General features: G+C 41.5%; 21 protein-coding genes, 1 tRNA gene and 2 pseudogenes. 19 read left to right on the top strand and 5 right to left on the bottom strand.

The features are described 5' to 3' along the window. Nucleotides 1–252: 252 nt before the first annotated feature. The 17 genes and pseudogenes from AU255_RS00875 to AU255_RS00795 all read left to right on the top strand — a co-directional run bounded on the left by AU255_RS00875 (nt 253) and on the right by AU255_RS00795 (nt 19,765). The gene (locus AU255_RS00875; protein ID WP_143735826.1) at nt 253–1,248 is read left to right on the top strand and encodes an IS30 family transposase; all 996 of its coding nucleotides are present in this window, start codon (nt 253–255) and stop codon (nt 1,246–1,248) included. Between the two features lie 11 nt (nt 1,249–1,259). Continuing rightward, nucleotides 1,260–1,481: pseudogene (locus AU255_RS00870) on the top strand (transposase); the annotation flags it as partial. A gap of 645 nt (nt 1,482–2,126) precedes the next feature. Next, nucleotides 2,127–3,731, top strand: coding sequence for a tetratricopeptide repeat protein (locus AU255_RS00865; protein ID WP_080521114.1), 1,605 nt, complete (start codon nt 2,127–2,129; stop codon nt 3,729–3,731). A gap of 34 nt (nt 3,732–3,765) precedes the next feature. After that, a complete protein-coding gene (gene lgt / locus AU255_RS00860; RefSeq protein ID WP_080521113.1) occupies nt 3,766–4,560 on the top strand; it encodes a prolipoprotein diacylglyceryl transferase in 795 nt (264 codons plus the stop codon). Between the two features lie 95 nt (nt 4,561–4,655). After that, nucleotides 4,656–5,489 carry a thymidylate synthase gene (locus AU255_RS00855; RefSeq protein WP_080521112.1) on the top strand — a complete coding sequence of 278 codons (834 nt, stop codon included), beginning with the start codon at nt 4,656–4,658 and terminating at the stop codon, nt 5,487–5,489. Between the two features lie 85 nt (nt 5,490–5,574). Then, nucleotides 5,575–6,189: a class I SAM-dependent methyltransferase gene (locus AU255_RS00850; protein ID WP_080521111.1), complete on the top strand. Its 615-nt coding sequence runs from the start codon at nt 5,575–5,577 to the stop codon at nt 6,187–6,189. A 574-nt stretch (nt 6,190–6,763) separates the two neighbouring features. Beyond that, nucleotides 6,764–6,898: a 50S ribosomal protein L34 gene (rpmH, locus tag AU255_RS00845; protein ID WP_080521110.1), complete on the top strand. Its 135-nt coding sequence runs from the start codon at nt 6,764–6,766 to the stop codon at nt 6,896–6,898. A 3-nt stretch (nt 6,899–6,901) separates the two neighbouring features. After that, the gene (gene rnpA / locus AU255_RS00840) at nt 6,902–7,270 is read left to right on the top strand and encodes a ribonuclease P protein component (RefSeq protein WP_080521109.1); all 369 of its coding nucleotides are present in this window, start codon (nt 6,902–6,904) and stop codon (nt 7,268–7,270) included. Further along, nucleotides 7,252–7,479 carry a membrane protein insertion efficiency factor YidD gene (gene yidD / locus AU255_RS00835; RefSeq protein WP_080521108.1) on the top strand — a complete coding sequence of 76 codons (228 nt, stop codon included), beginning with the start codon at nt 7,252–7,254 and terminating at the stop codon, nt 7,477–7,479. Before rnpA ends, yidD begins: the two co-directional genes overlap by 19 nt. Before the next feature lie 2 nt (nt 7,480–7,481). After that, complete coding sequence (gene yidC / locus AU255_RS00830) at nt 7,482–9,104, top strand: membrane protein insertase YidC (RefSeq protein ID WP_080521107.1); 1,623 nt, start codon at nt 7,482–7,484, stop codon at nt 9,102–9,104. Between the two features lie 397 nt (nt 9,105–9,501). Next, nucleotides 9,502–10,848, top strand: a complete 1,347-nt coding sequence (gene mnmE, locus AU255_RS00825) for a tRNA uridine-5-carboxymethylaminomethyl(34) synthesis GTPase MnmE (protein ID WP_080521106.1) — start codon at nt 9,502–9,504, stop codon at nt 10,846–10,848. 109 nt (nt 10,849–10,957) lie between these two features. Further along, on the top strand, nt 10,958–12,202 hold the full coding sequence (locus tag AU255_RS00820) for an exonuclease SbcCD subunit D C-terminal domain-containing protein (protein ID WP_080521105.1): 1,245 nt from the start codon (nt 10,958–10,960) through the stop codon (nt 12,200–12,202). Further along, a complete protein-coding gene (locus AU255_RS00815) occupies nt 12,202–13,626 on the top strand; it encodes an AAA family ATPase (protein ID WP_080521104.1) in 1,425 nt (474 codons plus the stop codon). The genes AU255_RS00820 and AU255_RS00815 overlap by 1 nt, the downstream gene beginning before the upstream one ends. Next, nucleotides 13,542–15,935, top strand: a complete 2,394-nt coding sequence (locus AU255_RS00810) for an SbcC/MukB-like Walker B domain-containing protein (RefSeq protein ID WP_198942508.1) — start codon at nt 13,542–13,544, stop codon at nt 15,933–15,935. The genes AU255_RS00815 and AU255_RS00810 overlap by 85 nt, the downstream gene beginning before the upstream one ends. Nucleotides 15,936–16,131: 196 nt before the next feature. Further along, complete coding sequence (locus tag AU255_RS00805; RefSeq protein WP_080521102.1) at nt 16,132–17,643, top strand: YifB family Mg chelatase-like AAA ATPase; 1,512 nt, start codon at nt 16,132–16,134, stop codon at nt 17,641–17,643. Beyond that, complete coding sequence (rep, locus tag AU255_RS00800; protein WP_080521101.1) at nt 17,643–19,652, top strand: DNA helicase Rep; 2,010 nt, start codon at nt 17,643–17,645, stop codon at nt 19,650–19,652. The genes AU255_RS00805 and rep overlap by 1 nt, the downstream gene beginning before the upstream one ends. A gap of 36 nt (nt 19,653–19,688) precedes the next feature. Beyond that, a tRNA-Arg gene (locus AU255_RS00795) sits at nt 19,689–19,765 on the top strand. Between the two features lie 696 nt (nt 19,766–20,461). Here AU255_RS00795 and AU255_RS00790 read toward each other — a convergent pair. From AU255_RS00790 to AU255_RS20580, 4 genes and pseudogenes are all read right to left on the bottom strand, one after another. After that, nucleotides 20,462–21,496, bottom strand: a complete 1,035-nt coding sequence (locus tag AU255_RS00790; protein ID WP_080521100.1) for a type I restriction endonuclease — start codon at nt 21,494–21,496, stop codon at nt 20,462–20,464. Between the two features lie 23 nt (nt 21,497–21,519). After that, entirely contained in the window at nt 21,520–21,918 is a 399-nt protein-coding gene (gene vapC, locus AU255_RS00785; RefSeq protein WP_080521099.1) for a type II toxin-antitoxin system tRNA(fMet)-specific endonuclease VapC, read from the bottom strand. Next, complete coding sequence (vapB, locus tag AU255_RS00780) at nt 21,918–22,151, bottom strand: type II toxin-antitoxin system VapB family antitoxin (protein WP_080521098.1); 234 nt, start codon at nt 22,149–22,151, stop codon at nt 21,918–21,920. Before vapB ends, vapC begins: the two co-directional genes overlap by 1 nt. A 339-nt stretch (nt 22,152–22,490) precedes the next feature. Next, nucleotides 22,491–22,823, bottom strand: a pseudogene (locus tag AU255_RS20580) (Fic/DOC family N-terminal domain-containing protein). A 673-nt stretch (nt 22,824–23,496) separates the two neighbouring features. Here AU255_RS20580 and bamE point away from each other — a divergent pair. Further along, nucleotides 23,497–23,844, top strand: coding sequence for an outer membrane protein assembly factor BamE domain-containing protein (gene bamE / locus AU255_RS00770; RefSeq protein WP_080521097.1), 348 nt, complete (start codon nt 23,497–23,499; stop codon nt 23,842–23,844). Nucleotides 23,845–23,995: 151 nt separating this feature from the next. Here the strand turns inward: bamE and AU255_RS19975 are convergent, their stop codons facing one another. Further along, nucleotides 23,996–24,172 carry a hypothetical protein gene (locus AU255_RS19975; protein WP_158083020.1) on the bottom strand — a complete coding sequence of 59 codons (177 nt, stop codon included), beginning with the start codon at nt 24,170–24,172 and terminating at the stop codon, nt 23,996–23,998. Between the two features lie 124 nt (nt 24,173–24,296). Here AU255_RS19975 and AU255_RS00765 point away from each other — a divergent pair, with 124 nt between their 5' ends. Further along, nucleotides 24,297–26,057, top strand: a complete 1,761-nt coding sequence (locus AU255_RS00765; RefSeq protein ID WP_080521096.1) for a histone deacetylase family protein — start codon at nt 24,297–24,299, stop codon at nt 26,055–26,057. Nucleotides 26,058–26,416 lie beyond the last annotated feature (359 nt).

Below are 26,416 nucleotides of genomic sequence, written 5' to 3'. Positions count from 1 at the left end.
CGCTAGCGTAACCCGACGGGTTCAGAAAAAGAGCTCAAAATAGGGTGATGGTTTTGAAATGTCGGGTTACGCGATGAGGCCGCTAACCCGACCTACGGAACCGTATACACACCAGTATTATCAAGGGTGGAGGGCCTGATTGCGTTACCTTAGAGGACCCCCCGAATTCATATAATAACTGCAACACCTCTTTAAAGGGTTAGATGGTATAGTTTCCGTCGACTAAAACCTGAAACTAAAAAGAGGTGCTCAATGAACACGTTTAACCATCTAACCCAAGAGGAAAGATTTTACATTTATACGCAACTAAAACAAGGCGTTTCTAAGAATCAAATAGCCATCACATTGGGGCGTCATAAATCGACTATTGGACGTGAAATTACGCGTAATACAGGTCAGTGTGGTTATCGTTACAAGCAAGCTGAGAGAATAGCTAAACAACGCCATATTGATAAGCCCAAAAACATCAAGATGACGGCTGAGTTACAACAGATAATAACGCCTTTAATCAAAGAGAAATGGAGTCCTGACTGTATTTCAGGACGCTTAAAACAACAAGGTAAGGACTCCGTCAGTCATGAGACTATTTACCGTTATATTTTAGCTAACAAAGCAGCCGGTGGCGATTTGTATACTTATTTGAGGCATCAAGCCAAACCTTATCGTAAGCGATATGGAAAAAATGATTATCGCGGAACGATACCCAGCCGTGTTGATATTGATGAGCGACCAAAAGTGGTTGATGATAAAACGCGTTTAGGTGATTGGGAAGCAGATACTGTTATCGGTAAAGGACATAAAGGCGTATTGGTGACGCTGACTGAACGGGTCTCAAAGCTCAACTTCGCCATCTCAATTGAGCGTAAAGAATCTGAATTAACGAAAGAGGCGATTATCAATGCTCTTGAGCCTTTTAAACGTTGGGTTCACACGATTACCTTTGATAATGGACGTGAGTTTTGTGGGCATGAAGCCATTGCAAAAACACTCGACTGCGGCACTTATTTTGCCAAACCGTATCATTCGTGGCAACGAGGTTTAAATGAAAACCACAATGGCTTATTAAGGCAATACTTCCCTAAAAAAGAACCTTTGGATAAGGTAACTCAAGATGAGGTTGATAGTGCCATTACAGCACTTAATCATCGTCCAAGAAAAGGGTTAAATTACAGAACTCCATGGGAAGTATTTTGCCAAATAACGGGGGTTGATATAAATAAATCACAGGGTGTTGCATTAATTGCTTGAATTCGCGGGAATTCACTTGGGTGAATACGATAATTGGTAATATAAAGACGGCAATGACTGGCGTTTACCATTCTATTGGCAAAAAACACCTACCACGCTACCTTGCAGAGTTCTGTTATCGGTTTAATCGGCGCTTCCAATTGGAAGACATGTTACCTCGATTGGGCTATATGGCTATGCGAACTCCACCTATGCCAGGACGCCTATTGAAATTGGCTGAGGGTTATGGGTAATCAGGTTGTTTTTTGAAAAACGGCCATTAAGTTGACTGAATATCAACACAATCTGCCCGTTTACTGGAAAGGTTGCAGGCTCATTCTGGTCTGGGGAATATAAAAAGCGTATTGGGTGAAAGTCTTCAGACACTCCAAAAAATTAATACATTTTGTAGGATGAGTAGTGTGTCTTTTTGCGAGTCATTACGCGCCGGTAAAGTAGGTGCTCTATTTTGCCGTTTCACGGTTTTGTCTAGAAAATTCTGATTTCTGTTCAACGGTTGCTTAGAGAATTTATCTAACGAGTTAGTTTTAGATGTTGCAGAATGAGTAAGTAATAATGATAATATTCAATTGATTAAAAGTATCAGTTTACAGGCGTTTTTCAATTGGTGATCAGACGAAATTCCCCAACAGCTCTTGCCAAGGACTACGACCTTGCCTGCGAGCTGTGACTTGTTTTTCATACTCAAATTTTCCACAAAATCCGTACTCAACGGCGGTAATTGTCGCATTATGCTTTGGCGTGGTGAATTAATTCTATATTTTGATGGATAGAATCTGGGTAACTTGAAACGCTAGTTTATACTTCGCGCGGTCACGGGGGCGAATTTCTGGAAGTATAAATGCTTTTTTTACAATATTTTTATAAACTGAATTAATATGAAAAAGTCGCAAAAAATTCCTCAGCAACCTGCTCCAGCAGAATTACAAAGTTTGCACCAGTTATTTCAGGCAGGCAATATGCAGCAAGCTGAATCGATAGCCGAATCGATGCTTAAGAAATATCCCAAAGCACCCTCTTTGTTGAATGTTATTGGTCTTTGTCAGCAACATCAAGGTAAGCTATCGCAAGCGGCCAGTAGTTTTAAAAAGTTATTGACAGTTGACCCGGGTATTGCAGAAGTTCATTTCAATTTGGCGATTTTATTAACGCAACTGGATAAAGTGAAAGATGCGGTTGCCAGTTATCGCAAAGCCATTAAGTTAAAACCTGATATGACTTCAGCACATTTTAATTTAGGTACCTTATTACAATCTCAGGGCTTTTTAAGTGAGTCAGCCAAATATTATCGAAAAGCGGTTAGCTTGGATTCTGACTTTTTCCAGGCACAGGTTAATTTAGGAGCTGTTCTGCAGCAGCAAGGATTGCTGGAAGAAGCAGAACAATGTTACCGGAAAAATTTGTCCCTTCATCCTAATGCCAGAGCTCACTTTAATTTGGGGACTGTGCTGTATGGTTTGGGGCAACATGAAGCAGCATGTGAAGCATTCAGAAATTCACTGACACTTGACCCGTCTTTTGCAGATGCCTGGAATTCATTGGGAGAAATCCAGCGCGATTATGGTGAAATGGATAAGGCTATTTTAAGTTATAAAAAAGCCTTGGAAATTGATCCTGATCATAACCGGGCGAAATATAATATGGGGGAATATTTGTGTCTGGCTGATCACTTTGAAGATGCAATTTCTTATTTTGAAGCTTCACAATTTGCTGATAGTCAGGAAAGGGCGCTGCAATGTCTTTATAAAACGCGTCAATTTGATTTATTTAAGCAAAGGTTTGATAGCCTGATTGCCAAGCAAAAACATACCACGGTTTTATTGGGCACCTTGTCTACACATTATGCGACCAATTTTGGGCAAAAAAATCACTATCCCTTTTGTGATAATCCAATGGATTTTGTGTTACAGACGCCTATTGATGAATTAATAGATAAGGATAATCCTCTACTTGAAGAGCTGGTGCATGATATTACTCACCTTGCAATAGCGGAAAGGCAACAATCACGTTTATATTATGGTAATCAGTCAGCCGGTAACTTGTTATTACGCTCTGAAGCTTCATTTCAAAGCCTGGCGACTTTAATCATTAAAAAAGTTAAAAATTATCGAAAACATTTCTCAGGTTCCCAAAATGGATTGATTAAAGAGTTTCCTAAAAATATTGAGTTTACCAGTTCCTGGTATATAAGAATGAAGCAAGGCGGACATCTGACATCTCATATACACGAGGAGGGCTGGATCAGTGGTTGTGTTTATCTTAAATTGCCTGATCGCATGAATGGCCATGAAGGAAGTTTTGCTTACAGCACTGATGGCGATGATTATCCAAGATTAAATAATGACTTTCCTAGTCAGATTGTGGATGTTAATGTGGGTGACCTGGTTTTGTTTCCATCTTCTTTATTTCATCATACGATTCCTTTCAGTTCGGATCAGGAACGATTTTGTGTGGCTTTTGATATTAAACCAGCAATAACTTAATCTGCCCTTTTTTATTTACTAAAACATTAAACACATGCTTACTTACCCAATTATAGATCCCGTTGCAATTAGTCTAGGCCCCATCAAAGTTCACTGGTATGGGTTGATGTATTTAATCGGTATAGGTGGAGCCTGGTTACTATTAAGTTTTCGTGTTAACAAAAGCTATTCACCAATCAAACCCGAAGCTTTAGAGGATTTAATATTCTACGGAGCAATGGGCGTTATCCTTGGTGGACGAATCGGTTATGTCATCTTCTATAATTTTAATCAATTTTTGGCCGATCCTTTATTGCTATTTAAAGTCTGGGAAGGCGGCATGTCATTTCATGGTGGTTTACTCGGTGTTATTATTGCTATGTGGATATCTGCAAGAAAGAATCAATGCACCATGCTCGCACTTACCGACTTTATTGCACCGGTAGTCCCTATCGGTTTATTTTTTGGGCGGATAGGCAATTTTATTAATGCAGAGCTATGGGGTAGACCAACCGATGTTTACTGGTCATTTGTCTTTCCAGGCGCAGGCCCATTAGCCAGACACCCTTCACAGTTATACGAAGCCGGGTTAGAAGGACTAGCCCTCTTTTTGATCTTATGGATTTATTCCAGTAAGCAAAGACCCTATATGGCAGTCTCAGGATTATTTGCCTTGTTCTATGGGATCTTTCGCTTTAGCGTGGAATTCTATCGAGTGCCTGATGCGCATTTAGGTTACCTGGCAATGGACTGGTTAACGATGGGACAGATCCTGTCTACGCCAATGATCATTGTAGGTATTATCTTATTAAGTTTTGCCTATAAATCTAAGCTTGTAAAATCATCATAGTTACATCGGTCTTATGCGCTGCATGGGAACGTAACTTATGATGCAGAACATCAACATATGCATTCCTGCGCCGAGCGCGGGAACGAGAATACAATATGAAACAATATCTCGAATTATTAGAAGAAACGCTCACCACAGGCTGCTTAAAGGGAGATCGCACCGGAACAGGCACAAAGTCTCTTTTTGGGCGTCAGATACGTTTTAATCTGCAGGCAGGTCTGCCCTTAGTCACAACCAAACGCCTGCATACCAGATCCATTATTCATGAGTTACTCTGGTTCCTCAAAGGCGATACCAATATAAAATATCTCAATGATAATGGTGTATCAATCTGGAATGAATGGGCGACTGAAACAGGCGAACTAGGTCCTGTATATGGTGCTCAGTGGCGAAACTGGAAAGGGGTAGAAGGAGAAAGCTACGATCAGGTGACTGCCTTGATCGCAGGTATAAAAAATAATCCCGATAGCCGAAGACATATTATCAGTGGCTGGAATGTTGCCGATCTGCCCGATGAAACCAAATCCCCGCAAGAAAATGTAGCCAATGGAAAAATGGCTTTGCCGCCCTGCCATTTACTTTATCAATGGTATGTCGCAGAAGGTAAACTAAGCGGTTCTTTATATATCCGCAGCAATGACTTGTTTTTAGGTAATCCGTATAACACCTGCAGTCTGGCAATTTTTACGCACATGATTGCGCAGCAATGTGATCTCGATGTTGGCGAGATTATTATCTCAATTGGGGACTGTCATTTATACAGTAACCATTTTGAACAAGCGAAAATACAATTACAACGCGAGCCCAAAGCACTACCAGAATTAATTATCAAACGTAAACCAGACAGTATTTTCGACTATCATTTTGAAGATTTTGAGATTGTCGGCTACGATCCACATCCGCATATTTCTGCACCCATAGCTGTCTAAAATGTAGGTCGGATTAGATTTTTTATTGCGTAGCATTAAAAAACGTAATCCGACAAATCCCCCCTCTTATGAAGGTCCAACACTTATGCCCAATCAAACCGAAATTATTAAAAAACGTTACGATCGCCTTGCACCCTATTTTGATCGTATAGAAAGTATGATGGAAAAAATGATGATGGGGGAATTAAGGGAAAGTATCTGGCAAAAGGTCTCAGGAGAAAAAATCCTGGAAGTAGGTGTCGGCACAGGAAAAAATTTTCCTTACTATCCTGCAAAATCAATCACAGCAATTGATTTCAGTCCAGCGATGATTAATGAAGCCAGGAAGAAACGACAACACCTAGGGGTAGTAGTCGATTTAGCTATTATGGATGTACAGCAACTGGATTTTCCTGACAATTATTTTGATAGCGTTATCGGTACCTTTTTATTCTGCTCAGTGCCAGGGCCAAAACATGGCCTGTTAGAATTAAAAAGAGTCTGCAAGCCAGGCGGTGAAGTGTTGCTACTGGAGCATGTGCTGAGTACTAATAAATTTCTAGCGGCAATAATGAACCTATCAAACCCAATTATAGTGCGCTTATTCGGAGCGAATATAAACCGGGAAACAGTGAAAACAGTACAAGTCTGTGGATTCTCTAAAGTAGACGTTTTACCAGAAAGCTCGCATATAGTAAAAATGATCAGAGCAGTTAAATAAGAATAAATATGTTATTCAAGATGACTTAGGAACATGCACGAAATAATATGAGCAACTTGTAGGATGGGCAAAGGTTTTTTTCGTGCCCATCTTTATATAGTACAGCCATCAGTAGCTGCCTGATACATTATATGCAAAGGCTAGCGGAATATGGGATATTTATGGCACCTATTTCCCGCATTCCGTAAACTTCATGCGGGCTACATTAAATTTATACGTATTTTTTAAAGATAGCTGAAGCTTGTGAGTAATCAGGAAAATTTTTGGAACAATTAATGATCTACCCAATATTCTCGCGCAAAGATTCCCTCGTAAAAAATGCTTTTCTAAGTTAGGTAAAGATTTTCAGGTGATAGTCTAGATAGGGTTAATCAAATGTTAATAATCTAGTATTATTGTTTGCAGTAGTCATGAATTCAGGAAATTAAAAAATAACTTCAGTGTTGTTTTTATAAGAAAGTATATGGGCTAATATATTTGTCTAGCTATAATTATTGACAAAATTCTAATAGTTTCATACAATTCCATCTCTTTTTCATCCATTTTTTCACCCTAAAGTTAAGGAACCCTAAGAATGAAAAGAACTTATCAACCCAGCAAGATAAAACGCGCGCGTACTCATGGCTTCCGCGCAAGAATGGCAACTAAAGGTGGCCGTAAAGTTATAAACGCACGTAGAACAAAAGGTCGTCATACACTCGCTCTTTAACACTTGACACAGAAAGCCGCTTGTTTTCCACCGCAAGTTCGGTTAAGAGAGCCGGCTGAATTTAAACGTGTTTTCGCTAAAGCGGAAAGATCCACAGATAAGTATTTTACAGTGCTTGCTATTGTCAACGAGCTAGACTTTCCACGTCTAGGTCTTGCAATTGCAAAAAAAAATATAAGACGCGCTGTCGATAGAAATAAAATCAAACGATCTGCCCGGGAAAGCTTTAGATTACAACAACACGAAATGATTAATATCGATATTGTTGTAATGGCACGCAGGGATGCGGCAACTGCGAACTCAAAAATACTTCAGGCCTCTCTGGATAATCATTGGCTTAGATTAAATAAGCGATGCGCTACTTACTCATAGCTCTACTCAGGTTTTATAAATATTTTATAAGTCCTTTGCTAGGAAACCATTGCCGCTTTCACCCCTCTTGTTCGAGCTATGCTATGCAAGCTATCGCTATGCATGGTGCTATATTCGGCTCCTATCTCACAATAAAACGATTACTCCGGTGTCACCCTTTTTATCATGGTGATATTGATGATCCAGTACCCAAAAAAGTTGGTAAGTAAAAATGGAGAATATAAGGTTTGTACTCATCGTCATTCTTTCGATGATTTCTATAATGTTATGGGAAGCATGGCAAGTTGACTATGGCCCTAAGCCAGAAGTAACCGCTCAAACAACGATTGATGCGAATGGCAATCCCATTACTATAAATGCTGATAATAATCAGGACTCAGCTGAATTACCGTTTTCTGAAAATGTAGCAAATAATATTATTACTGTTACTACAGATGTCTACAAATTAGAAATAGACACACAAGGCGGGACATTACGTAATCTTGACTTACTTGATTATACTGTTGTAAAGGGTGAAGATGCTAAAGTTCGCCTATTTAATAGTAGTGCTGAAAAACTATTTTTAGGTCAAAGTGGTCTGTTAACAAGCGGCCAATCAACCAAACTACCTAACCACAATACCGAATTAAATTCTGCACAGGCACGCTATCAGCTTAAAGAAGGTGAAAATACGCTGACTGTTCCTTTAACATGGACAGATAATAATGGCTTGAGTTATAACAAAACCTATACTTTTACTCGGGGTAGTTATGTTATTGGCCTAGAGCAAAAAATTGATAACCAGTCTGCTAATGACTGGACAGGCAGACAATATACTCAATTGCTCAGAATACCTTACAGTGATGGAAAAGGTAATACCTTTATTCGTACTTTTGCTGGTGCTGCGGTTTACACAGAGCAAAATAAATACCAGAAAATCGATTTTGATGACATGGCTGAAGAAGACCTGAAAATCGCAAGTACTGGTGGTTGGTCGGGTATGATTCAACATTATTTTGCAACGGCCTGGGTACCTCCGGCACCGAATGAGGAGCATTACTTTACCAAGGAATTAAGTAATTCACGTTTTGTGATTGGCTCATATTCCAATCCTGCAACGGTTGCAGCCAATGATAGCCTGGTATTTAGCAGCAAGTTATTTGTTGGACCTAAAATACAGCCGATGATGGAAGCCGTTGCTCCCGGTTTAGAATTGACTGTCGACTACAGCTGGCTGACTATTATTGGTAAACCTATTTATGCTTTATTGAATTTTATTCATTCATATATCGGTAACTGGGGATTTTCAATTATGGGTGTAACTTTTTGTATTAAGTTACTGTTTTTCCCATTATCTGCGGCTAGTTATAAATCGATGGCGAACATGCGTAAACTGCAGCCACGTTTAGCGCAATTAAAAGAAAGTTATGGCGATGATAGACAGCGCTTTAACCAGGAAATGATGGATTTATACCGTAAGGAAAAAGTAAATCCTATGGGAGGCTGTTTACCGATTATGGTACAGATCCCGGTATTTATTTCGCTTTACTGGGTATTGATTGAAACTGTTGAATTAAGACAAGCGCCTTTTATACTCTGGATTCATGATTTATCAGTAAAAGATCCGTATTTCGTTTTACCTGTGATTATGGGCATTACCATGTTCCTGCAGCAAAGGTTGAATCCTGCGCCTGTGGATCCATTGCAAGCGAAAATCATGCGTATGTTCCCGATTGTATTTACTGTATTTTTCTTGTTCTTCCCGGCGGGTCTGGTTTTATACTGGGTAACCAATAATACTTTATCGATTATTCAGCAATGGTATATAACCAATAAAATTGTTGGAAAAACTTAAAAGTAGCGCACCATAAACCTTAAAAAGCCGAATCAGTTTACGCTGCTTCGGCTTTTTTGTTTAAAGAATAGGCACTAGACTTATAGTACAGTTTTTCATTACAAATAGTTTTAGGGCGTGGTTTCAGCCCGCTTTTAAATACACACATAATTATATGAATCTCTTAATATGAGGAGTGCAATAGCTTTAGCTGTTGCTGTTACAAGAAAATAGCTAAAGCTTTTTTACGCCTGATTGTAAAATGTATTCAGCTGATTAAATTATTTTTTTATACCATTATTTAGCTGTGGGTTCGGCAAATTCATAGCAATACAGCTAAATGATGAATTCACCAATCCAGCTTTTTTTCACCTAGATTTTCTTTAATTTTTCACTTAGGTATTTATTAACCCGACTTATGAATATCACTCATCAAGACACCATAGCAGCAATTGCAACGCCACCAGGAAATGGAGGCGTCGGTATTATCAGAATATCTGGAAATAAAGCGAAACAAATAGCTGAGCAATTAATCAATAAAGATCTGCAAGCACGGCATGCTCATTATTCTTCTTTCTATGATGCTGATCACAGCATCATAGACTCAGGTTTAGCGATTTTTTTCCCAAATCCCGCGTCCTTTACTGGGGAAGACACTGTCGAAATTCAGGGGCATGGCGGTTCGGTTATCATGGATATGTTATTGAAGCGTATCTTGTCTTTAGGTGTACGCATAGCCAGGCCAGGTGAATTCTCGGAAAGAGCCTTTTTAAATAACAAAATGGACCTGGCGCAGGCAGAAGCAATTGCTGATTTGATAGAAAGCAGCACCGAAAAATCAGCCCGCTCTGCACAGCAATCCATGCAAGGTGTTTTTTCCAGACAAGTCAATGAGCTAGTTAAAGAGTTAACCGATCTGCGTATTTATGTAGAAGCTGCGATAGATTTTGTAGACGAAGAAATTGATTTTTTGGGCGATGGGGTCGTCGAAAAAAGAGTTATCCGCCTTTTAGATTGCATACAGAATATTTTAGCAACGGCACAGCAAGGTCGTTTATTACGCGATGGTATGACTGTCGTTCTTGCAGGTAAACCTAATGCAGGAAAGTCGAGTTTACTTAATGCATTGGCAGGGCATGAAGCGGCTATCGTTACCGACATTGCCGGAACTACGCGTGATGTACTAAAAGAACGTATACAAATTGATGGTATGCCACTGCATATTATCGATACTGCCGGACTACATGACAGTGATAATGCAGTCGAACAGGAAGGTATACGCCGTGCACATGCTGAAATTCAAAAAGCAGATAAAATTTTATTACTCATTGATGTCAATGATCCCGAACCAGATAAGCTATTAAAAACCTTACCTAAACATATAAGCTTAAGCATAATTTACAATAAAATTGATTTGCTGGAACTTCCACCCGCGATAGTAGAAAAAGACAATATTACACAAATTTATCTGTCGATAAAAAAAGATATTGGTATGGATTTATTAAAACAACATTTAAAACAATGTGTCGGTTTTGATGGTGCAGCAGATAATGTCTTCATTGCTCGACGCAGACATATAGATGCTTTAACTAAGGGTCAGGAGTTCGTACACAATGCGCTTGGCCAGTTGCAACACCATCAAGCAGGCGAGTTAGTTGCCGAAGACTTAAGGCAGGCACAGAATCACCTGGCGGAAATTACCGGTGAGTTTACATCCGAAGACTTGTTAGGCAAGATTTTTAGTTCGTTTTGTATTGGCAAATGACGTGCGACGCAAAGCTGGATAAACGAAAAATTGAAGCTAAGGACTGCACATCATATAGCCCTCGATCCATATCCAAAATGAAATATTTTCCAGGCAATTTATCCTGCTCATGCTAAAAATAATACATACTGCCGACTGGCACCTGGGGCATCATCTGCATGGTGTCCCGCGCGTTTATGAACATCAGCAATTTCTGAGCTGGTTATTACTACAACTTGAGGAGCAACAAGCTGATGTCCTGATTGTTGCTGGCGATATATTTGATACCGCAAACCCCTCCGCAGCTGCGCAAGCCCAGTTGTATGATTTTTTGCTGCAAGCACGTGGCAAATGTCCTTATATCGATATCGTCCTGGTCGGTGGTAATCATGATTCCGCTGCTCGTTTAGATGCACCTGCGGCCATTTTAAATGCACTCGGTGTGTTTGTTGTCGGTGGCTTGATAAGAGATGAGCGGGGTGAAATTGATTGGCAACGATTATTAGTCCCTTTAAAAAACTCTCAGGGTGAAATAAAAGCCTGGTGTGGTGCGATGCCATTTTTGCGTCATGCGGATTTACCCGGTATTGAGTCTACAGATGATCCCTTGATTTCCGGAGTACGAGAATTATATAGTCAGCTTATTCAGCAATTGCAGCACAATGCACAACAAAATGAAGCCCTGTTATTAACCGGCCACTGTTATATGGTCGACGGTAATATATCAGAATTAAGCGAGCGCAAAATTCTGGGAGGCAATCAACATGCCTTGCCGGTGGATATTTTTCCTGAACAGATTTGTTATACCGCTTTAGGCCATCTACATTTAGCCCAAAACGTAGGCGGTAACGAGTCGGTGCGTTACAGTGGTTCACCAATACCTTTGTCTTTTGATGAACAGCATTATCAGCATCAAGTTGTGCTGGTTGTTGTAGATAACGATAAAAATATAACAACAGATTCGCTTATGGTGCCGCGTAGTGTAGAAATTTTACGTATCCCTGATGGCAAAAATTACTCTGATTTAGCAAGAGCATTGCAGTGTCTGAGTGAGCATCCCTTTGCCAAAGATTTAAGTATAGAGCAACAGCCTTTACTGGAATTACGTATTGCACTGGAAAAACCTGAGCCTGGCCTAAGGCAACAAATCGAGCAATGTGTCGCCGATTTGCCGGTACGTCTGCTAAAAATTAGCACTGCATATTCAGGCAGTGAAAAAGGACTGGCAGATGTCGTTGACGAGCAGCGCCTGGAAGAATTACTACCAGAACAGGTTTTCCAGCGCTGTTACCAGAGTAAATATGACCAGGATGCGCCGCTGGAAATGATGAGCCTGTTTCATAAATTATATGAAGATCTGCAGGAAAGCGAATAATGCGAATTTTAGCCATTAGAGGAAAAAATTTAGCCAGTTTAGCCAATGAATTTGAAGTATTGCTGGAGGAAGGTGTATTACAGCAAGTGGGTTTATTCGCCATTACCGGTCCAACAGGAGCGGGTAAAAGTACTATTCTGGATGCGCTCTGCCTGGCACTTTATGATCAAATGCCACGTCTACCGGAAGGTCATGGTGTCTCGATCGGGCATAAAGATGAAGATGAATCGGTACGTGTTAAAAGTCATGACGTCAGTTCAATTTTACGACGTGGTACTGCGACAGCTTATGCAGAAGTCGATTTTACAGGACAAGATAAACACAGTTATCGGGCGCGCTGGGAAATTAGCCGGGCCCGCGCTAAAGTGGATGGCCGCCTACAGGCGCAGAAAATTAGCTTACAAAATCTGCTTACCAGGGAATACATCGGTCAGGGAAAAAAAGAGATACAACAGGCGATTGTCGCCCGAATCGGATTAAATTTTGATCAGTTTCGCCGTTCTGTTTTACTCGCGCAAGGCGATTTTGCCGCTTTTCTAAAGGCTAAAAAAGATGAGCGCTCCAGCTTACTGGAAAAAATTACCGGCACGGATATTTACAGTGAATTATCTATTGCTGCCTTTGAACGCGCCAAACAGGAAAAGAAGCAACTGGATCGTATCCTGGAAAAAATGGCAGATAAAGTACCGCTAGAGAGAGAGGCAAGAGCAGAACTGGAACAAGAGAAATTACTGTTGACTGGCCAATTAGCGATTATTCAGCAAAGTCTGGTAGACAAACAAAAAATTATTGCCTGGTATATCCAGCTGACAACACTTAAAAATGAACAGCAAATTACGCAAGAAAAAGTTCAGCAAAGTCAGGGTATGTGGGATAGCAATGCTGCAGAACGAGAATTATTAAAGCAGGTTGAACAGGCACAGCCGTTACGTACCTTATTGCTGCATGAACAAAGCGTGGCAAATGAATGTCTGGATGCCGATACACGGCTGCAAGAGTATCAAAGTACACTGAATGCAGCGGCAGATAAGGTCTCCAGGATTAATAAGCAATTAGAGGCGCACCATCAGGCTTATAATCTTGCCCAGCAACAGCACGCAGAAGCACAGCCCTTACTGATTGCCGCGCGTAAACTGGATACACAAATAGATGATAGTCATTCCCGACTCCAAGGCTTAGCCAAGGAGACGGTTACTCAGCAGGAAAAATGGCAAACAGCCAAAACAAGCCTTGAGGCACTAAGCAGTCAAAAAGACCAGCTTGAACATAGTTTGCAGCAAATAACACTCTGGCAAGAGCAGCATAGTCATATTCTGCCATTGGCGAATCAATGGGGGAGATGGGAAACAGAAATACAGGAATACAGGAATACATCACTCTGGATAAAGAGTTGCAGCAGCACGTTCAACTGGAAGCAACTTTAATAGACCATATTAGCCAGCAGCAAAGTAAATTGCAGGCTTTACAGGCGCAACAAGATCAGGCACTAACAGATAAAAATAGCCTGGGAGTAGAGCTCAAACAGGCAGAACATCAGGCAAATGAACTGTCTCTTACTGACTTACATCAGCAAAAAACACAGCTGGAAAAGCACAAAGAAAATCTTGATGCAGCCCTCGGTATTGCTGTAAAAGCACTGGAGATAAAGGCAAACCTGCTAGATGATCAGAATGAGCTACGTCAGGCAGAGAACGCACTACTGCTAGCGAATGCCACAAAAGCGCAAATACAACTTGCGCAAGTAAATAAGCAATCTCAGCTGCAAGAGGCGCAACAGGCATTTGACCTAATGCAGGCCGCCAGTCAAAAATCAGCAGAAGATTTGCGTGCCTTATTAAAAGATCAGCAACCCTGCCCGGTTTGTGGCGCCGCTGAACATCCATGGGCTGATTTATTGCAACCCATCAAGCAACCTTTATCCGACCAGCAAGCACGATTAAATACGCTACAAGCGGAAAAAGAACAGCTAATACAGGATTTAAGTGAACAACTCGGGATAATTAAGCAGGCAGACAAAAATCAGCAGCTCAGTTCCGGGCGCATAGGCCAGGCGAAAATTACACAGAGTCATTTGCATGAACAATGGTTACTCATTGCCCTGGACAATAAAACAGAGTGGGTTGATATACAAGAAGCATATGTCATCGGATTGGGCAATCAAAGTGATGCTTTAAAGGCTGAGTATGCAAAGCTTAAGCGGCAGGAAGAGGATGCTTTGCAGCAACAGCAATTGCTTAAAAAAATGCGTTTCCAGTTTGAGCAGTTGAATCAGCTCTATATAGATAAATCGGTTGCAACAGCCGCGCTAGACAAAAAACTAGCCGAGCTATGCAGTAATCTGAGCGCTAAAAAAGAAAGTGTACAACGTGTTAAACATGAACTTAAAAACTTAATCGAAATACTCAGTATTCCGTTACAACAAATTGATCATTGGCAAGCCGATCTGACTCAGGCAGGAGACGCATTTTTGCAGCAAATACGCGCAGCTGTGAGCCTATGGCAAGAAAAAGCTGAACAACAAACACGGGTAAAGGAACAGTGCCTGCAACTTGAGAAAGCATTGCTTGGCGCTGAATCAGAGCAAACGCTGCAGTCTAAACTGTACCTGCAATATAAACAGGAACTGGATCGTCATACGCAGCAGCAACAAGTTTTGCTGGCCGAACGCAGCCAATATTTTAGTGGTATATCCGCTACTGAATATGCAGCAAATCTGGATCGGACATTGCATCAGACAGAAGCCAAAAAACAGGAGTCAGCGGCACAGATAATAACCGCCAATACAGATGTTGAAACGAGCAAGGCTGCAATAGGGCACTGGCAAAAAGAACAACAGAGACGTGCAGAAAATCATATTATTGCCCAACAAAACCTGACCGCAGCATTACAAGCGCAACAGATAAGTAAGCAAACGCTCGAAAGCCTATTGAGTAAAGATGAGTCCTGGATAAAGACACAGACAGAAAAAAACCAGGCTTTAGCTATCGCCTTGCAGGAAGCACAGGCGGCATTAAAAATTAGCACACAGAATATATCAGCACATCAAAGCGACGCCCCGGAAGAACTGGAAGAGCATATCCGCGAGCAAATAGAGCAGCTTACCGGAGAGCAGGATAAATTAACCCAGGATAAAGAAAATAATGCTTTTGCATTGCGCTCGGATGATGAAAAAATTGCCACGGGAAAAGTCCTGCAAGATCAGTTGCAAACACAGCAACAAAGCTGGGAACAATGGGAAAGTCTTAATGAGTTAATAGGTTCAAGCAGTGGCCAGAAGTTCCGTGTATTTGCCCAAAGCCTCACGCTGGAAACCTTACTTTCTTATACCAACAGTCATTTACAGGAATTTGCCAGACGCTACATGTTACAACGAGTACCGGGTAGTGATCTGGAATTACAGGTAATTGATCGTGATATGGCAGATGAAGTTCGTAGCGTGCATAGTCTATCCGGCGGTGAAAGCTTTCTGGTTTCCCTGGCTCTGGCATTAGGACTGGCCTCATTGTCATCGAATAAAACTCAGGTTGAATCGCTGTTTATTGATGAAGGTTTTGGTAGCCTGGATCAGGAAACACTGGATATTGCGATTGCGAGTTTAGATACCTTGCAATCATTAGGGCGCAAAGTGGGCGTTATTTCGCATGTCGCCGTTTTAGTAGAGCGGATTGGTGCACAGATTGTTGTGCAGAAATTAGGCGGTGGACAGAGTAGCGTTACTATCAGGGCGAATTAAAGCAGATAGATTACAAGCATACAGGCTAGATAAACGGGGTCTGTCCATTACAACAGCTCCTGATCAATCCAGCAGAGATACACTCTATAGCAGGTTTTTAATATAAGCTTGATATGTTTACAAGAATATTCATGGTAACAGGTACAATAAGTCTTATTTTATCATTACGATCTTATGAAAAATCAAGGAATTGAAGATGTCACTTGCTATCGCCTATAGTCGAGGCAGATCAGGAATTGATGCACCTCTGGTCACGGTAGAAGTGCATATTTCCAATGGTTTGCCTGCGCTAAATCTAGTGGGTCTGCCGGAAACAGCCGTTAAGGAAAGTAAGGATCGGGTACGCGGTGCGATTATTAATTCGCATTTTCAATTTCCCATGCAGCGCATTACCATCAATCTGGCTCCGGCAGATGTGCCCAAAGAAGGCGGGCGCTTTGACTTGCCGATCGCCTTAGGCATTCTTGCTGCATCGGGACAAATTTCGAGTATTGAGCTGGCGAAATATGAAAGTATCGGCGAACTGTCATTAGGCGGTGAATTGCGCAGTGTAAAGGGCGTATTGCCGGTTGCATTACAAGCACGAGAAGCAAAGAGAGCCTTGTTTTTACCGTTAGAAAATGCACATGAAGCGGCATTAGTACAAAATGCAGAATTATTTCCGGCACAACATTTACTGGAAATTTGTGCGCACCTGAATGGTCAGCAACGCCTCCCTGTGCAAGCAAAGCAAATACCTGATGTTGATATGCATGAGTCTGATCTGGACTTTGCTGATGTGCAGGGGCAGTTTCATGTAAAACGAGCCCTGGAAATCGCGGCTACTGGCTTACATAATCTCCTGATGCTCGGCCCTCCCGGGACAGGTAAATCCATGCTGGCATCCCGTTTGCCCAGTATTTTACCGCTTCTGACCGAAGCACAAGCGTTGGAAAGTGCAGCGATAGTCTCTATTAGTGATATCCGTTTTGATGCCAATAACTGGCTTAAGCCGCCTTATAGAGCGCCGCACCATACTGCCTCTGCGCCAGCTTTAGTGGGAGGAGGCAGCAATCCACAGCCCGGGGAGATTTCTTTGGCGCACAATGGCTTGTTATTTCTAGATGAATTGCCTGAGTTTGATCGCAAAGTACTGGAAGTATTACGCGAACCTTTAGAGACCGGACATATCACCATTTCGCGCGCGGCAAGACAGGCTGACTTTCCTGCACGATTCCAGCTCATTGCAGCTATGAATCCCTGCCCTTGCGGTTACCTGGGAGATCCGTCAGGTCGTTGCCATTGTACATCGGAACAAGTTTCCCGTTACCGTGGTAAAATCTCCGGCCCGTTATTAGACCGAATTGATATGCATCTGGAAGTCCCGCGTGTTTCGCATGAAGTGTTACGTAAAGGATCGCCTGAAGGCGAAGAAAGCAGCGCAACTATACGCCAGCGTGTGATTAATGCACGCAATATAGCCATAACACGCTCAGGAAAAGCGAACAGTAAGCTGACAGCAGCCGAGGTAAAACAGATTTGCACACTTACTGAACAAGGTCATCAATTATTAGAACAAGCCATGAATACCTTTGGCCTATCCCATCGCGCCTACCACCGAATTTTAAAACTGGCCCGTACTATTGCTGATTTAGCCGGATCAGCACAGATAGAAATTCCACATTTAAGCGAAGCCATTAGCTACCGTAAATTAGACCGTCAACCTTAATGCCCAAACTCAACCCCGAACAACAGCGCGCAGTAAAAACCATAGACCGCCCTTTGCTAGTACTAGCCGGTGCTGGCAGCGGGAAAACCCGCGTAATTACCGAAAAAATTGCTTATCTGGTTAAACAAGGCCTGCCGGCACGCCATATCGCAGCGCTAACCTTTACCAACAAAGCCGCGCGGGAAATGAAGGAACGGATCAGTAAATTATTAGATGACAAGCAATTGCGCGGTTTACGTGTCTCGACATTTCATTCCTTAGGGCTGGATATACTGCGCAAAGAGCATAAAATCCTGCAGTATAAAGCTGGTATTTCTTTATTTGATGAACAAGATAAAATTACCCTGCTGAAAAATCTGATTAGCCATAGTAATGCTAATTACGATATTGATAGCGTGGATATTTATTCCGGCAAGATAGGTCAATGGAAAAATGCTTTTATCACGCCCGAGCAGGCTTTAAGCCATGCCAGTTTAGATGATAACATTGCGGCACAGATTTATGTCGACTATACGCGCAGTTTAAAAGCCTACAATGCCGTTGATTTTGATGATCTGATTTTACTGCCGGTTTTAATATTTCAAAACCATGCCGAGATCCTGGAGAAATGGCAAAATAAAATTCGTTATTTACTGGTCGATGAATATCAGGATACTAATATTACCCAATATCAATTAGTGAAATTACTAGTTGGCAAGCTGGGCAAATTTACCGTAGTCGGTGATGATGACCAGTCCATCTATGCATGGCGAGGCGCACAGCCAGAAAACCTGGCACAATTACAAAAAGACTATGCCCGTTTAACGGTGATAAAGCTGGAGCAAAATTACCGCTCTTATGGACGGATCTTAAAAGTAGCCAACCAGCTCATTGCTAATAATCCGCATGCATTTGAAAAAAAATTATGGAGCAATATGGGATTTGGCGAGCCATTACGCGTATTAACCCATAAAAATGATAACGAAGAAGCCAAACAAATTGTTTCGGAAATCGTGCACCATAAGTTCAAAACCGGGGCTGATTATGGCGACTATGCGATACTTTATCGGGGCAACCATCAGTCGCGCTTATTTGAACGCAGCTTACGCGAGTTTGATGTCCCGTATTTTATTACCGGTAGCACCTCGTTTTTTGCATATGCAGAAATCAAAGACATACTCAGCTATCTAAAATTATTTGTAAATCCAGATGACGATGCCGCCTTTCTGCGCATAGTGAACACCCCGCGCCGTGAAATTGGCCCGACGACATTAGAAAAACTGGGTGCGTATGCTAATGAACGGCATATTAGCCTGTTCAGTGCCTGTTCTGAAATGGGCGTCAGAGAAAAGCTCCCCCAGGCAGCGCTGGCACGACTGCAAAAATTCTGTCAGTGGACCCACAAAACAGCTGCAGCGATGCAGACCGGCGACACCTTTGCCGAAATGAATGCTTTTATACAGCAAATTAATTATCACCAATGGCTACAGGAAAACAGCAATACCCAGCAAGCCGCAGAACGGAAAATTAAAAATGTTACAGAACTGCTTGAATGGCTACAGCGTATCGCAAAAAGCGAAGATGAAAGTGAAGCAGAAAAGGGGCTGGATGATATTGTCTCTAAAATTCAATTAATGGATATACTGGACCGTAACCAGGATAACCAGGCTGAAAATCAAGTCAGTTTAATGACATTACATGCAGCCAAAGGTCTGGAATTTCCGCATGTTTTTTTAATCGGTATCGAAGAAAATATCCTGCCCCATCAAAACAGCATCGAAAGCAACAATATAGAAGAAGAGCGCCGCCTTGCCTATGTGGGTATTACCCGTGCGCAGCATACATGTACCTTTAGCTATTGTACTCACCGTAAACGTTATGGAGATATTACAGAAAGCGAACCCAGCCGGTTTTTAGCCGAACTGCCCGAGGAGGATTTAGAGTGGCCGAGTAAAAAACCTGTAGATGAAGCAGAGCAGAAGATACGCGGCAAAGCGAACCTTGCGCATTTAAAATCGATGCTATCGTAAATGAAGAGTATAGGTTAAAATACCAAGTTCAAATAAGCGCCCGTAGCTCAGCTGGATAGAGTACTGCCCTCCGAAGGCAGGGGTCGGACGTTCGAATCGTCTCGGGCGCACCATTAATTACTAGATTTTTAATAGGTTTTAAGGTTTGTTATTTTGTTTAACTTTAACCCTGTTTTCTGAGTTGATAGTGGGTTGACGTTTTAAATAAATTTCACCTTTTTACCTGCGATAATATAATTATCTAAGGCACTCATTGCCAAGCATATAAAAAGGCAATAAGAATACAATTAATAGCAAGTATCTATGGATTTATCTGTTCAAGAAAATCGATTAAAAAACTTATCCATTTTCTGCAAATAACTCCCTTCAGCTCTCATTGATTGCAAGTGAAGTTTTCTAGATGTTTGCCAATGCATTCCTTTTGGCTTTTTAGGGAACTGGCTCGCCTCGCTAAACTCCCTGATCCACCCAACTTTGTTCATATCGATTGAGCCTTTGATAGCTGACGATCATAGAAATCTTCATGCTGAGAATCAACCGTAGATATACTCCCAAGACGCATTCAGCTTTCAGATCCCATACCACCCATTAAATACCTTCATTATTTTTTATCGAAATCATTAAGCAACTTAGGAACATGCACGAAATAATATAAGCAACTGGTAGGATGGGCAAAGGTCTTTTTCGTGCCCATCTTTATATAGTACAGCCATCAGTAGCTTGATGGGCACGCTATTGCTTTGCCCATCCTACAGATTTTTAACTTGTTTAAGTTATTTCATGTACGTTCCTTAACACTTCATAAAACGTTAAATCACATCATAACTACTAGCACCACCACCTTGATAATGACTATACACATGCTGATACACAGCTAAACTCATATCCGCTAATTCATCATCAGGATAAGGCTCAGGTGGTAAATATTCTAGCGCATCAGAAATCATTACTTTAACCTGAGAACTAACCTGTTCACTTTCGCGCCAACGATCAATCTTCAATTTTTCAGCCTTTAACGATTCCAGAGTCTTTTTAGCCACTTTCTTAACTTCGGCTTCTTCCTTAGCTAAGTTCTCAAATAAGTCTAACAAACGAGTTTTATCGCAAGTGCCTCGAAGCAAGGTATCAAGACTGACTAAGCCGGCATCATCTTCGTTTATCCGCTTCCATTCCAGAAAGAATTTATACGGACTGGTCACTGTGCCGACCCGTGCATCAGTGCCATTACTCAGGATAATAAAGCCATTGCATTGTAATATTTCAGGAATATCTGCTTTATAAGTGCAAAGAATATCATCAAAAGCATGGCGTAAATCAGTGTGATGGGCTTTTAGTTCGAAAAACACCAAAGGAATACCATTCACAAAGCCGACTATATCAGGGCGGCGGTTATACAACTTACCCACCACTTCAAACTGACGTACCGCTCTAAAATCGTTCTTCACAGGCTCGGCAAAGTTAATTACCTGCAACAGTTTTTTTTGCAACACGCCTTTTTCATCCTGAAAACTGACAGGAACGCCATTAACCAGATAATGATACTTTTCTTTATTAATCGCCGCTAAATGTTTATCAGCAATAGTGCCGTTTAGTAGATCAACCGCTTGTTGGTATGCGGTGGCGGGTAAGTTGGGATTGAGTTCTTGTAAGGCAGCCAAGAGATAACGCACTAGCAGCACTTCGGATTTATTGATTCGGCCTAATAAACCCTTTTTGCGTAGTTTATCGTCTACTGGGCTTAAGCCCTCCCTAGCCCAGGCATATTCAACAATCCAGCCTAAATCCTCCAGGACTTCTTGTGCAGCAGCTTCAACCAAACCATCTTCAGAATACTCGTAACTCATTAACTTTCCTTAAATAATGAAGGTTATACCCAGTTATCCAGTCTCAACGCCTCAACTCGTTTAAATTCTTTTAAATTATTACTGACTAAAATTAAACTTTCACTACGAGCGTGTGCTGCAATATGTAAATCATTCACCCCAATGGTTTTACCTTGTTTTTCCAGACTAGCACGGATATTTCCGTAATGTTCAGCGGCTTTACTACCATAGTCTAAGACATCCAGGCGCGATACAAAGTCTTCTACCTGTCTTAAATTATGCTCAGGGCGTTCACTTTTTTCAGCACCATGTAATAGCTCAGCTAAGGTGATACTGGAAATACATAACTGCCCTGTATGTAAATTAAACGTTGCTAACACCTCAATGGGCCGACGCTTGATAACGTAAATTACAATATTGGTATCAAGCATGTATTTCAACATCAAAATGCCTCGCGGACAGATTCGGTTTGTTCGGCGCGTTCAGTTAAAAAATCATCACTCACCGCCTCTTCGTTTAAAAAGAAACTGTCCCAGGTATTTTCCAATGGGCTTAATATACGCTCTTTACCCACCTTACGGATTACAACACGTTTAATATTATCATCAAACCGTGCCTCAATAGGTAAGCGTACCGCCTGTGTTTTATTATTGACAAATATTGAGCCTTGTATCATTTGATGAACCTCTTAATAAAAATATACACTGCAAGTATATACCTGAAAAGATGACTTTAGCAACGATTCATTAGGGGTAAAAATCGCTATTTTTTCTCGCTCCTCACGCTCTGAGTCACGGAACGCAGAGCGTCCCCTTATGAGTTCCCACGGAGACCGTGGGAACTAGTCCATTTAACAACCTACGTAAGAAATCGCTATTTAGGGTACATGTTTTATTTATAGGGGTAACAAATCCAATTTTTTACTCACGTTATGGATGACAACATATTTGTTATATCCAAAAAAATCACTTTTATGTGCATGTTAGGCTTATTTTGATTGTTCGCTATTCTTAAATTAAAATAATAATCCGCGTTGCTTAATTTGCTTAAAGCCATCCTGTAAAGCCGTCGCATAATTAAACACCTCTTTCGCTGCTAAAGAAGCGAATTGCTGACTGATATTATCACTTTTAAACAGCTCATCATGAGTGGTGATAATGTTTTCTATCGCCGAACTGTCTTTGGCTTCCTACAAGGATAAAGTATTGATCAAAATGCTTTCATTGGGAATGGTGGCTACAATGCCTTTCAACTCAGCCAAGGCTTGATGTGCTTTAGCTGCTTTTTTTAAAACGGCTTTGCTTTCTATGTCTTCAACCAGGGGCAATAAAGGGATTTTATAATTCATTTTTCACTCCAAAAAAAACCTATAGTTCCCACGCTCTGCGTGGGAACTCAGCTCTTGACGCTCCTGCGTCGTTTTAATTCGGGACGCTGGAGCGTCTAACAATGCATTACCACGCAGAGCGTGGGAACGATGATTCCATGCCTGTGGTTTTCAGTATGGGAGCAATGAGGGCATTGACCTTTGCTATCGAATATTGTTTCAATTCAATCATAAACCTTCGGTTCGTCCTCTAGTTGATCCAGTGCGTTGATGGTGGTCAAGTTGATTTATTTCGGAAATGAACTCTAAAAACTCTGGAGCTTTCATAACTATCTCCTTAATTTACATGTGCTTTGTTTACTTATACGCTCTTGTTATATGAAGTTCCATACTTAACGATGACATAGCCTTATTTTTTGACCAACTTTGTAAGCCAGTAATCTACTAGCAAGCTGAGCAGTTGCTTTAACACGCCATTTTTCTTGCTATTATCAGTTATGATTGCAGTTACAACCAGCTCATTTTTTATTTAATAAACGATGATTTACAAAACAGTCTTTTGTTCCTGCATCAGCATCATCGAACGTGGAGAGCGTCGGAACATTTTGAACTGCAGGGAGTAAAGTAAAACTAAAGCTAGTAAAAATGTGTTGTAATCTCGGATATGATTTATTTTTATTTTAAAGGAAAAATTATGAGTGCTTTACGTTTGTTAAGTTTATTAAGAGTTTTCAGAGTAATAGTTATATATTCAATCAGTGCTGGCTTTGTCATCTTTTCTACTGGCTGCGCCAGTGTCGGGCAGGAGTTCCCCGTGTCTCGAGTTGTAGAGCTTAAAATCGGTGAAACCACCCAGCAGGAAGTCAGGGAAATGTTTGGAGAACCGTGGCGCACGGGTATTGAAGATGGTTTTGTTACCTGGACATATGCAGACTATTATTATTCCCTGTTTAGTCCTGCAGATACCCAGGATCTGGTTATTCGTTTTGATAAAAAACGCCTAGTTCGCTCATACACGTTTAACTCATCACCAAATAAATAAAATTTGTTTATATTCCCATACTCCGCATGGGAATATGGAGACTCAAAAAAGTCAGGCTCGGTTGATATACTATAATTAACCAAATTAATGAACAACCCCGCCGCAAGCAGCGGGGAATTCGACCCGCAGAGATTAATATTTCGGCCTTAAATTATGGCTCGTCTTCCTCGCTTTGTAATACCCGGTCAGTCTCAGCATCAGATTCAGCGCGGCAATAATCGAGAAGCTGTGTTTGTTGCAGATAAAGATGATCACTATTATCATAGAATCCTGAAATAATCCTGCCAAAAATAGCAATTTGATTTACTTGCCTATGTGTTAATGACAAACTATATTCACTTGTTAATCACGCCGCATGCAGAAAATAGCATCGGCAAAGTGATGCAGTCATTAGGGCGATTGGTACGCTGTGGCGTGCCAGTCTTTTTTTAAGGTTACAGGTATAACCATCAATGTTTAGAATCCGTAAAGTCCTCGATAACACCTCCAGTGCAAATTGTGAGGCCATAAATCAGGTTTTGTCCATTCTCACGCAGCAATTTCCGGCTGCTCGCAAGGAGGAGTTCAATAAGCTTCCAGAACAGCTAAACGACCCGCTCAAATATAAGTATCGCTCAATATTATTTGTTGCTGAAAACGCTGTTGGTAAGGTCAAGGGATTTGCCATGTTACTGCATTTTCCGGATATCAACATTGCTTACCTGGAATTGATTTCTGCTGCGCTTGGACAGACCAGTGGAGGCATTGGTGGTGCCCTGTATGAGTATTTGCGTGAAGAATGTTTGCTACTGAAGGTCAAGGGTTTGTTCTTTGAGTGTTCCATCGATGATCCGGAGCAAATCAAAGATCCGGTTATTTTGAAGCAAAACATAGCCCGTTTAAAATTCTATGAACGTTACGGTGTCTACCCCATCGTTAACGATAGTTATGCGACACCAGTCAATCCGGGTGATGAAGACTTGTATTACCTGATGATGGATGATCTGGGAACCAAAAAAACAATCAAAAGCGGCATGGCACAGAAGATCGTTCGTGCAATCCTGGAGCGTAAGTACGGGGAACTTATTCCACAGAACCAGATTGATGATGTCGTCCAGTCATTTACTGACAAAAACTTACGTTTCCGTGAGCCGCGCTACATACATAAGCCTGTTGCCATCACTCGTAGCCACAAGGACATGGAGTCGATTGTGCTGGTGGTCAATGAAGGACACAGTATTCACCATGTGAAGGATCGGGGCTATGTTGAAGCACCGGTGCGCCTGTCGACAATCCTTACTGCTTTGGGCAAAACGCAACTGTTTAAACGAATCGAACCCAGGCGCGTCAGCGAAGCTTTTATTAAAAAGGTCCACTCTCCTGCCTATGTGGATTATTTACGTCGGGCATGTGCTGCACTACCGCCGGGAAAATCGATATATCCCATAATTTTTCCCTTACGTAACTTGGAACGACCACCAAAAGATATCGAACTGCAAGTCGGTTACTATTGCTTAGATACTTTCACGCCGTTAAACAGCAATGCTTATCAGGCTGCACGAGGCGCGGTTGATTGTGCTGTAACAGCGGCTAACGCCGTGTTGGATGGCGCGCATATTTCTTATGCATTGGTACGCCCGCCAGGCCATCACGCGGAGCGCCGTACCTTTGGTGGCTTTTGTTACTTTAACTCAGCCGCTATTGCCGCCCATCATCTGAGTAACTATGGCAAAGTTGCTGTACTTGATATCGATTTCCATCACGGAAATGGTACACAAGATATTTTTTATGAACGTAGTGATGTACTCACGGTGTCGATTCATGGTGATCCACACTTCGCATATCCGCATTTTTCCGGTTTTAAAGATGAAATTGGTAGCAAGGAAGGAGAAGGTTTTAATATTAATTATCCACTAGCGGAACATATTGATGCAGAGAAATACCGCCGTACGTTAGCTACTGCGATAAAGCGTATTAAGGTCTTTAATCCCGCCTACCTTGTGGTGTCTTTGGGACTGGATACTGCAAAGTCTGATCCGACCGGAACCTGGAGCCATAACTATGAAGACTTCTTCAAAATTGGCCAATTGATTGGCGAAACAAAATATCACATCGTTGTTGTTCAAGAAGGTGGCTACCGTACGCAAACCTTGGGCACCAATGCCAAATATTTTTTCCAGGGCTTATGGTCTGGATTCTTTGGTCAGGAAAAGGCGCAAGAGAAAACTAATTGATGAGTCAGCCTTGTTGATGGTTTGCGGACTCAAATTTAGATACTGGAAAGGATCGCAATTTAACCCGACGTGGTGTCACACTATGCTTGAGTGTCATCCCCGGTCAGTCTCAGCATCAGCGCGGCAATAATCGAGCAGTTGGGTTTGTTGCAAATGAAAAATATCAATATTATCTGAATATCCTGAAATAGGCCTGCCAAAAATACCCGTGTGATTTCCATGCCTATGTGTTGGTGACAAACCATAGGCTTATATTAATAACGCCGCATGTAGCAAATAGCATCAGCGAAGTGATGCAGTCATCAGGTCGTTATTATATTCAATATTTCAATCATCAAGATCTGCGTACAGGTAGCTTA

It is taken from the genome of Methyloprofundus sedimenti (assembly GCF_002072955.1).
GTDB classification, from domain to species: Bacteria; Pseudomonadota; Gammaproteobacteria; order Methylococcales; family Methylomonadaceae; genus Methyloprofundus; species Methyloprofundus sedimenti.
This window is presented reverse-complemented; position numbering and strand designations above follow the sequence as displayed.

Excerpts from the sequence above, each read along its gene's own strand:
- AU255_RS00875 (WP_143735826.1), top strand. The coding sequence starts at position 253 with ATGAACACGTTTAACCATCTAACCCAAGAGGAAAGATTTTACATTTAT.
- AU255_RS00865 (WP_080521114.1), top strand. The coding sequence starts at position 2,127 with ATGAAAAAGTCGCAAAAAATTCCTCAGCAACCTGCTCCAGCAGAATTA.
- lgt (WP_080521113.1), top strand. The coding sequence starts at position 3,766 with ATGCTTACTTACCCAATTATAGATCCCGTTGCAATTAGTCTAGGCCCC.
- AU255_RS00855 (WP_080521112.1), top strand. The coding sequence starts at position 4,656 with ATGAAACAATATCTCGAATTATTAGAAGAAACGCTCACCACAGGCTGC.
- AU255_RS00850 (WP_080521111.1), top strand. The coding sequence starts at position 5,575 with ATGCCCAATCAAACCGAAATTATTAAAAAACGTTACGATCGCCTTGCA.
- rpmH (WP_080521110.1), top strand. The coding sequence starts at position 6,764 with ATGAAAAGAACTTATCAACCCAGCAAGATAAAACGCGCGCGTACTCAT.
- yidD (WP_080521108.1), top strand. The coding sequence starts at position 7,252 with ATGCGCTACTTACTCATAGCTCTACTCAGGTTTTATAAATATTTTATA.
- yidC (WP_080521107.1), top strand. The coding sequence starts at position 7,482 with ATGGAGAATATAAGGTTTGTACTCATCGTCATTCTTTCGATGATTTCT.
- mnmE (WP_080521106.1), top strand. The coding sequence starts at position 9,502 with ATGAATATCACTCATCAAGACACCATAGCAGCAATTGCAACGCCACCA.
- AU255_RS00820 (WP_080521105.1), top strand. The coding sequence starts at position 10,958 with ATGCTAAAAATAATACATACTGCCGACTGGCACCTGGGGCATCATCTG.
- AU255_RS00815 (WP_080521104.1), top strand. The coding sequence starts at position 12,202 with ATGCGAATTTTAGCCATTAGAGGAAAAAATTTAGCCAGTTTAGCCAAT.
- AU255_RS00810 (WP_198942508.1), top strand. The coding sequence starts at position 13,542 with ATGGGAAACAGAAATACAGGAATACAGGAATACATCACTCTGGATAAA.
- AU255_RS00805 (WP_080521102.1), top strand. The coding sequence starts at position 16,132 with ATGTCACTTGCTATCGCCTATAGTCGAGGCAGATCAGGAATTGATGCA.
- rep (WP_080521101.1), top strand. The coding sequence starts at position 17,643 with ATGCCCAAACTCAACCCCGAACAACAGCGCGCAGTAAAAACCATAGAC.
- AU255_RS00790 (WP_080521100.1), bottom strand. The coding sequence starts at position 21,496 with ATGAGTTACGAGTATTCTGAAGATGGTTTGGTTGAAGCTGCTGCACAA.
- vapC (WP_080521099.1), bottom strand. The coding sequence starts at position 21,918 with ATGTTGAAATACATGCTTGATACCAATATTGTAATTTACGTTATCAAG.
- vapB (WP_080521098.1), bottom strand. The coding sequence starts at position 22,151 with ATGATACAAGGCTCAATATTTGTCAATAATAAAACACAGGCGGTACGC.
- bamE (WP_080521097.1), top strand. The coding sequence starts at position 23,497 with ATGAGTGCTTTACGTTTGTTAAGTTTATTAAGAGTTTTCAGAGTAATA.
- AU255_RS00765 (WP_080521096.1), top strand. The coding sequence starts at position 24,297 with ATGTTTAGAATCCGTAAAGTCCTCGATAACACCTCCAGTGCAAATTGT.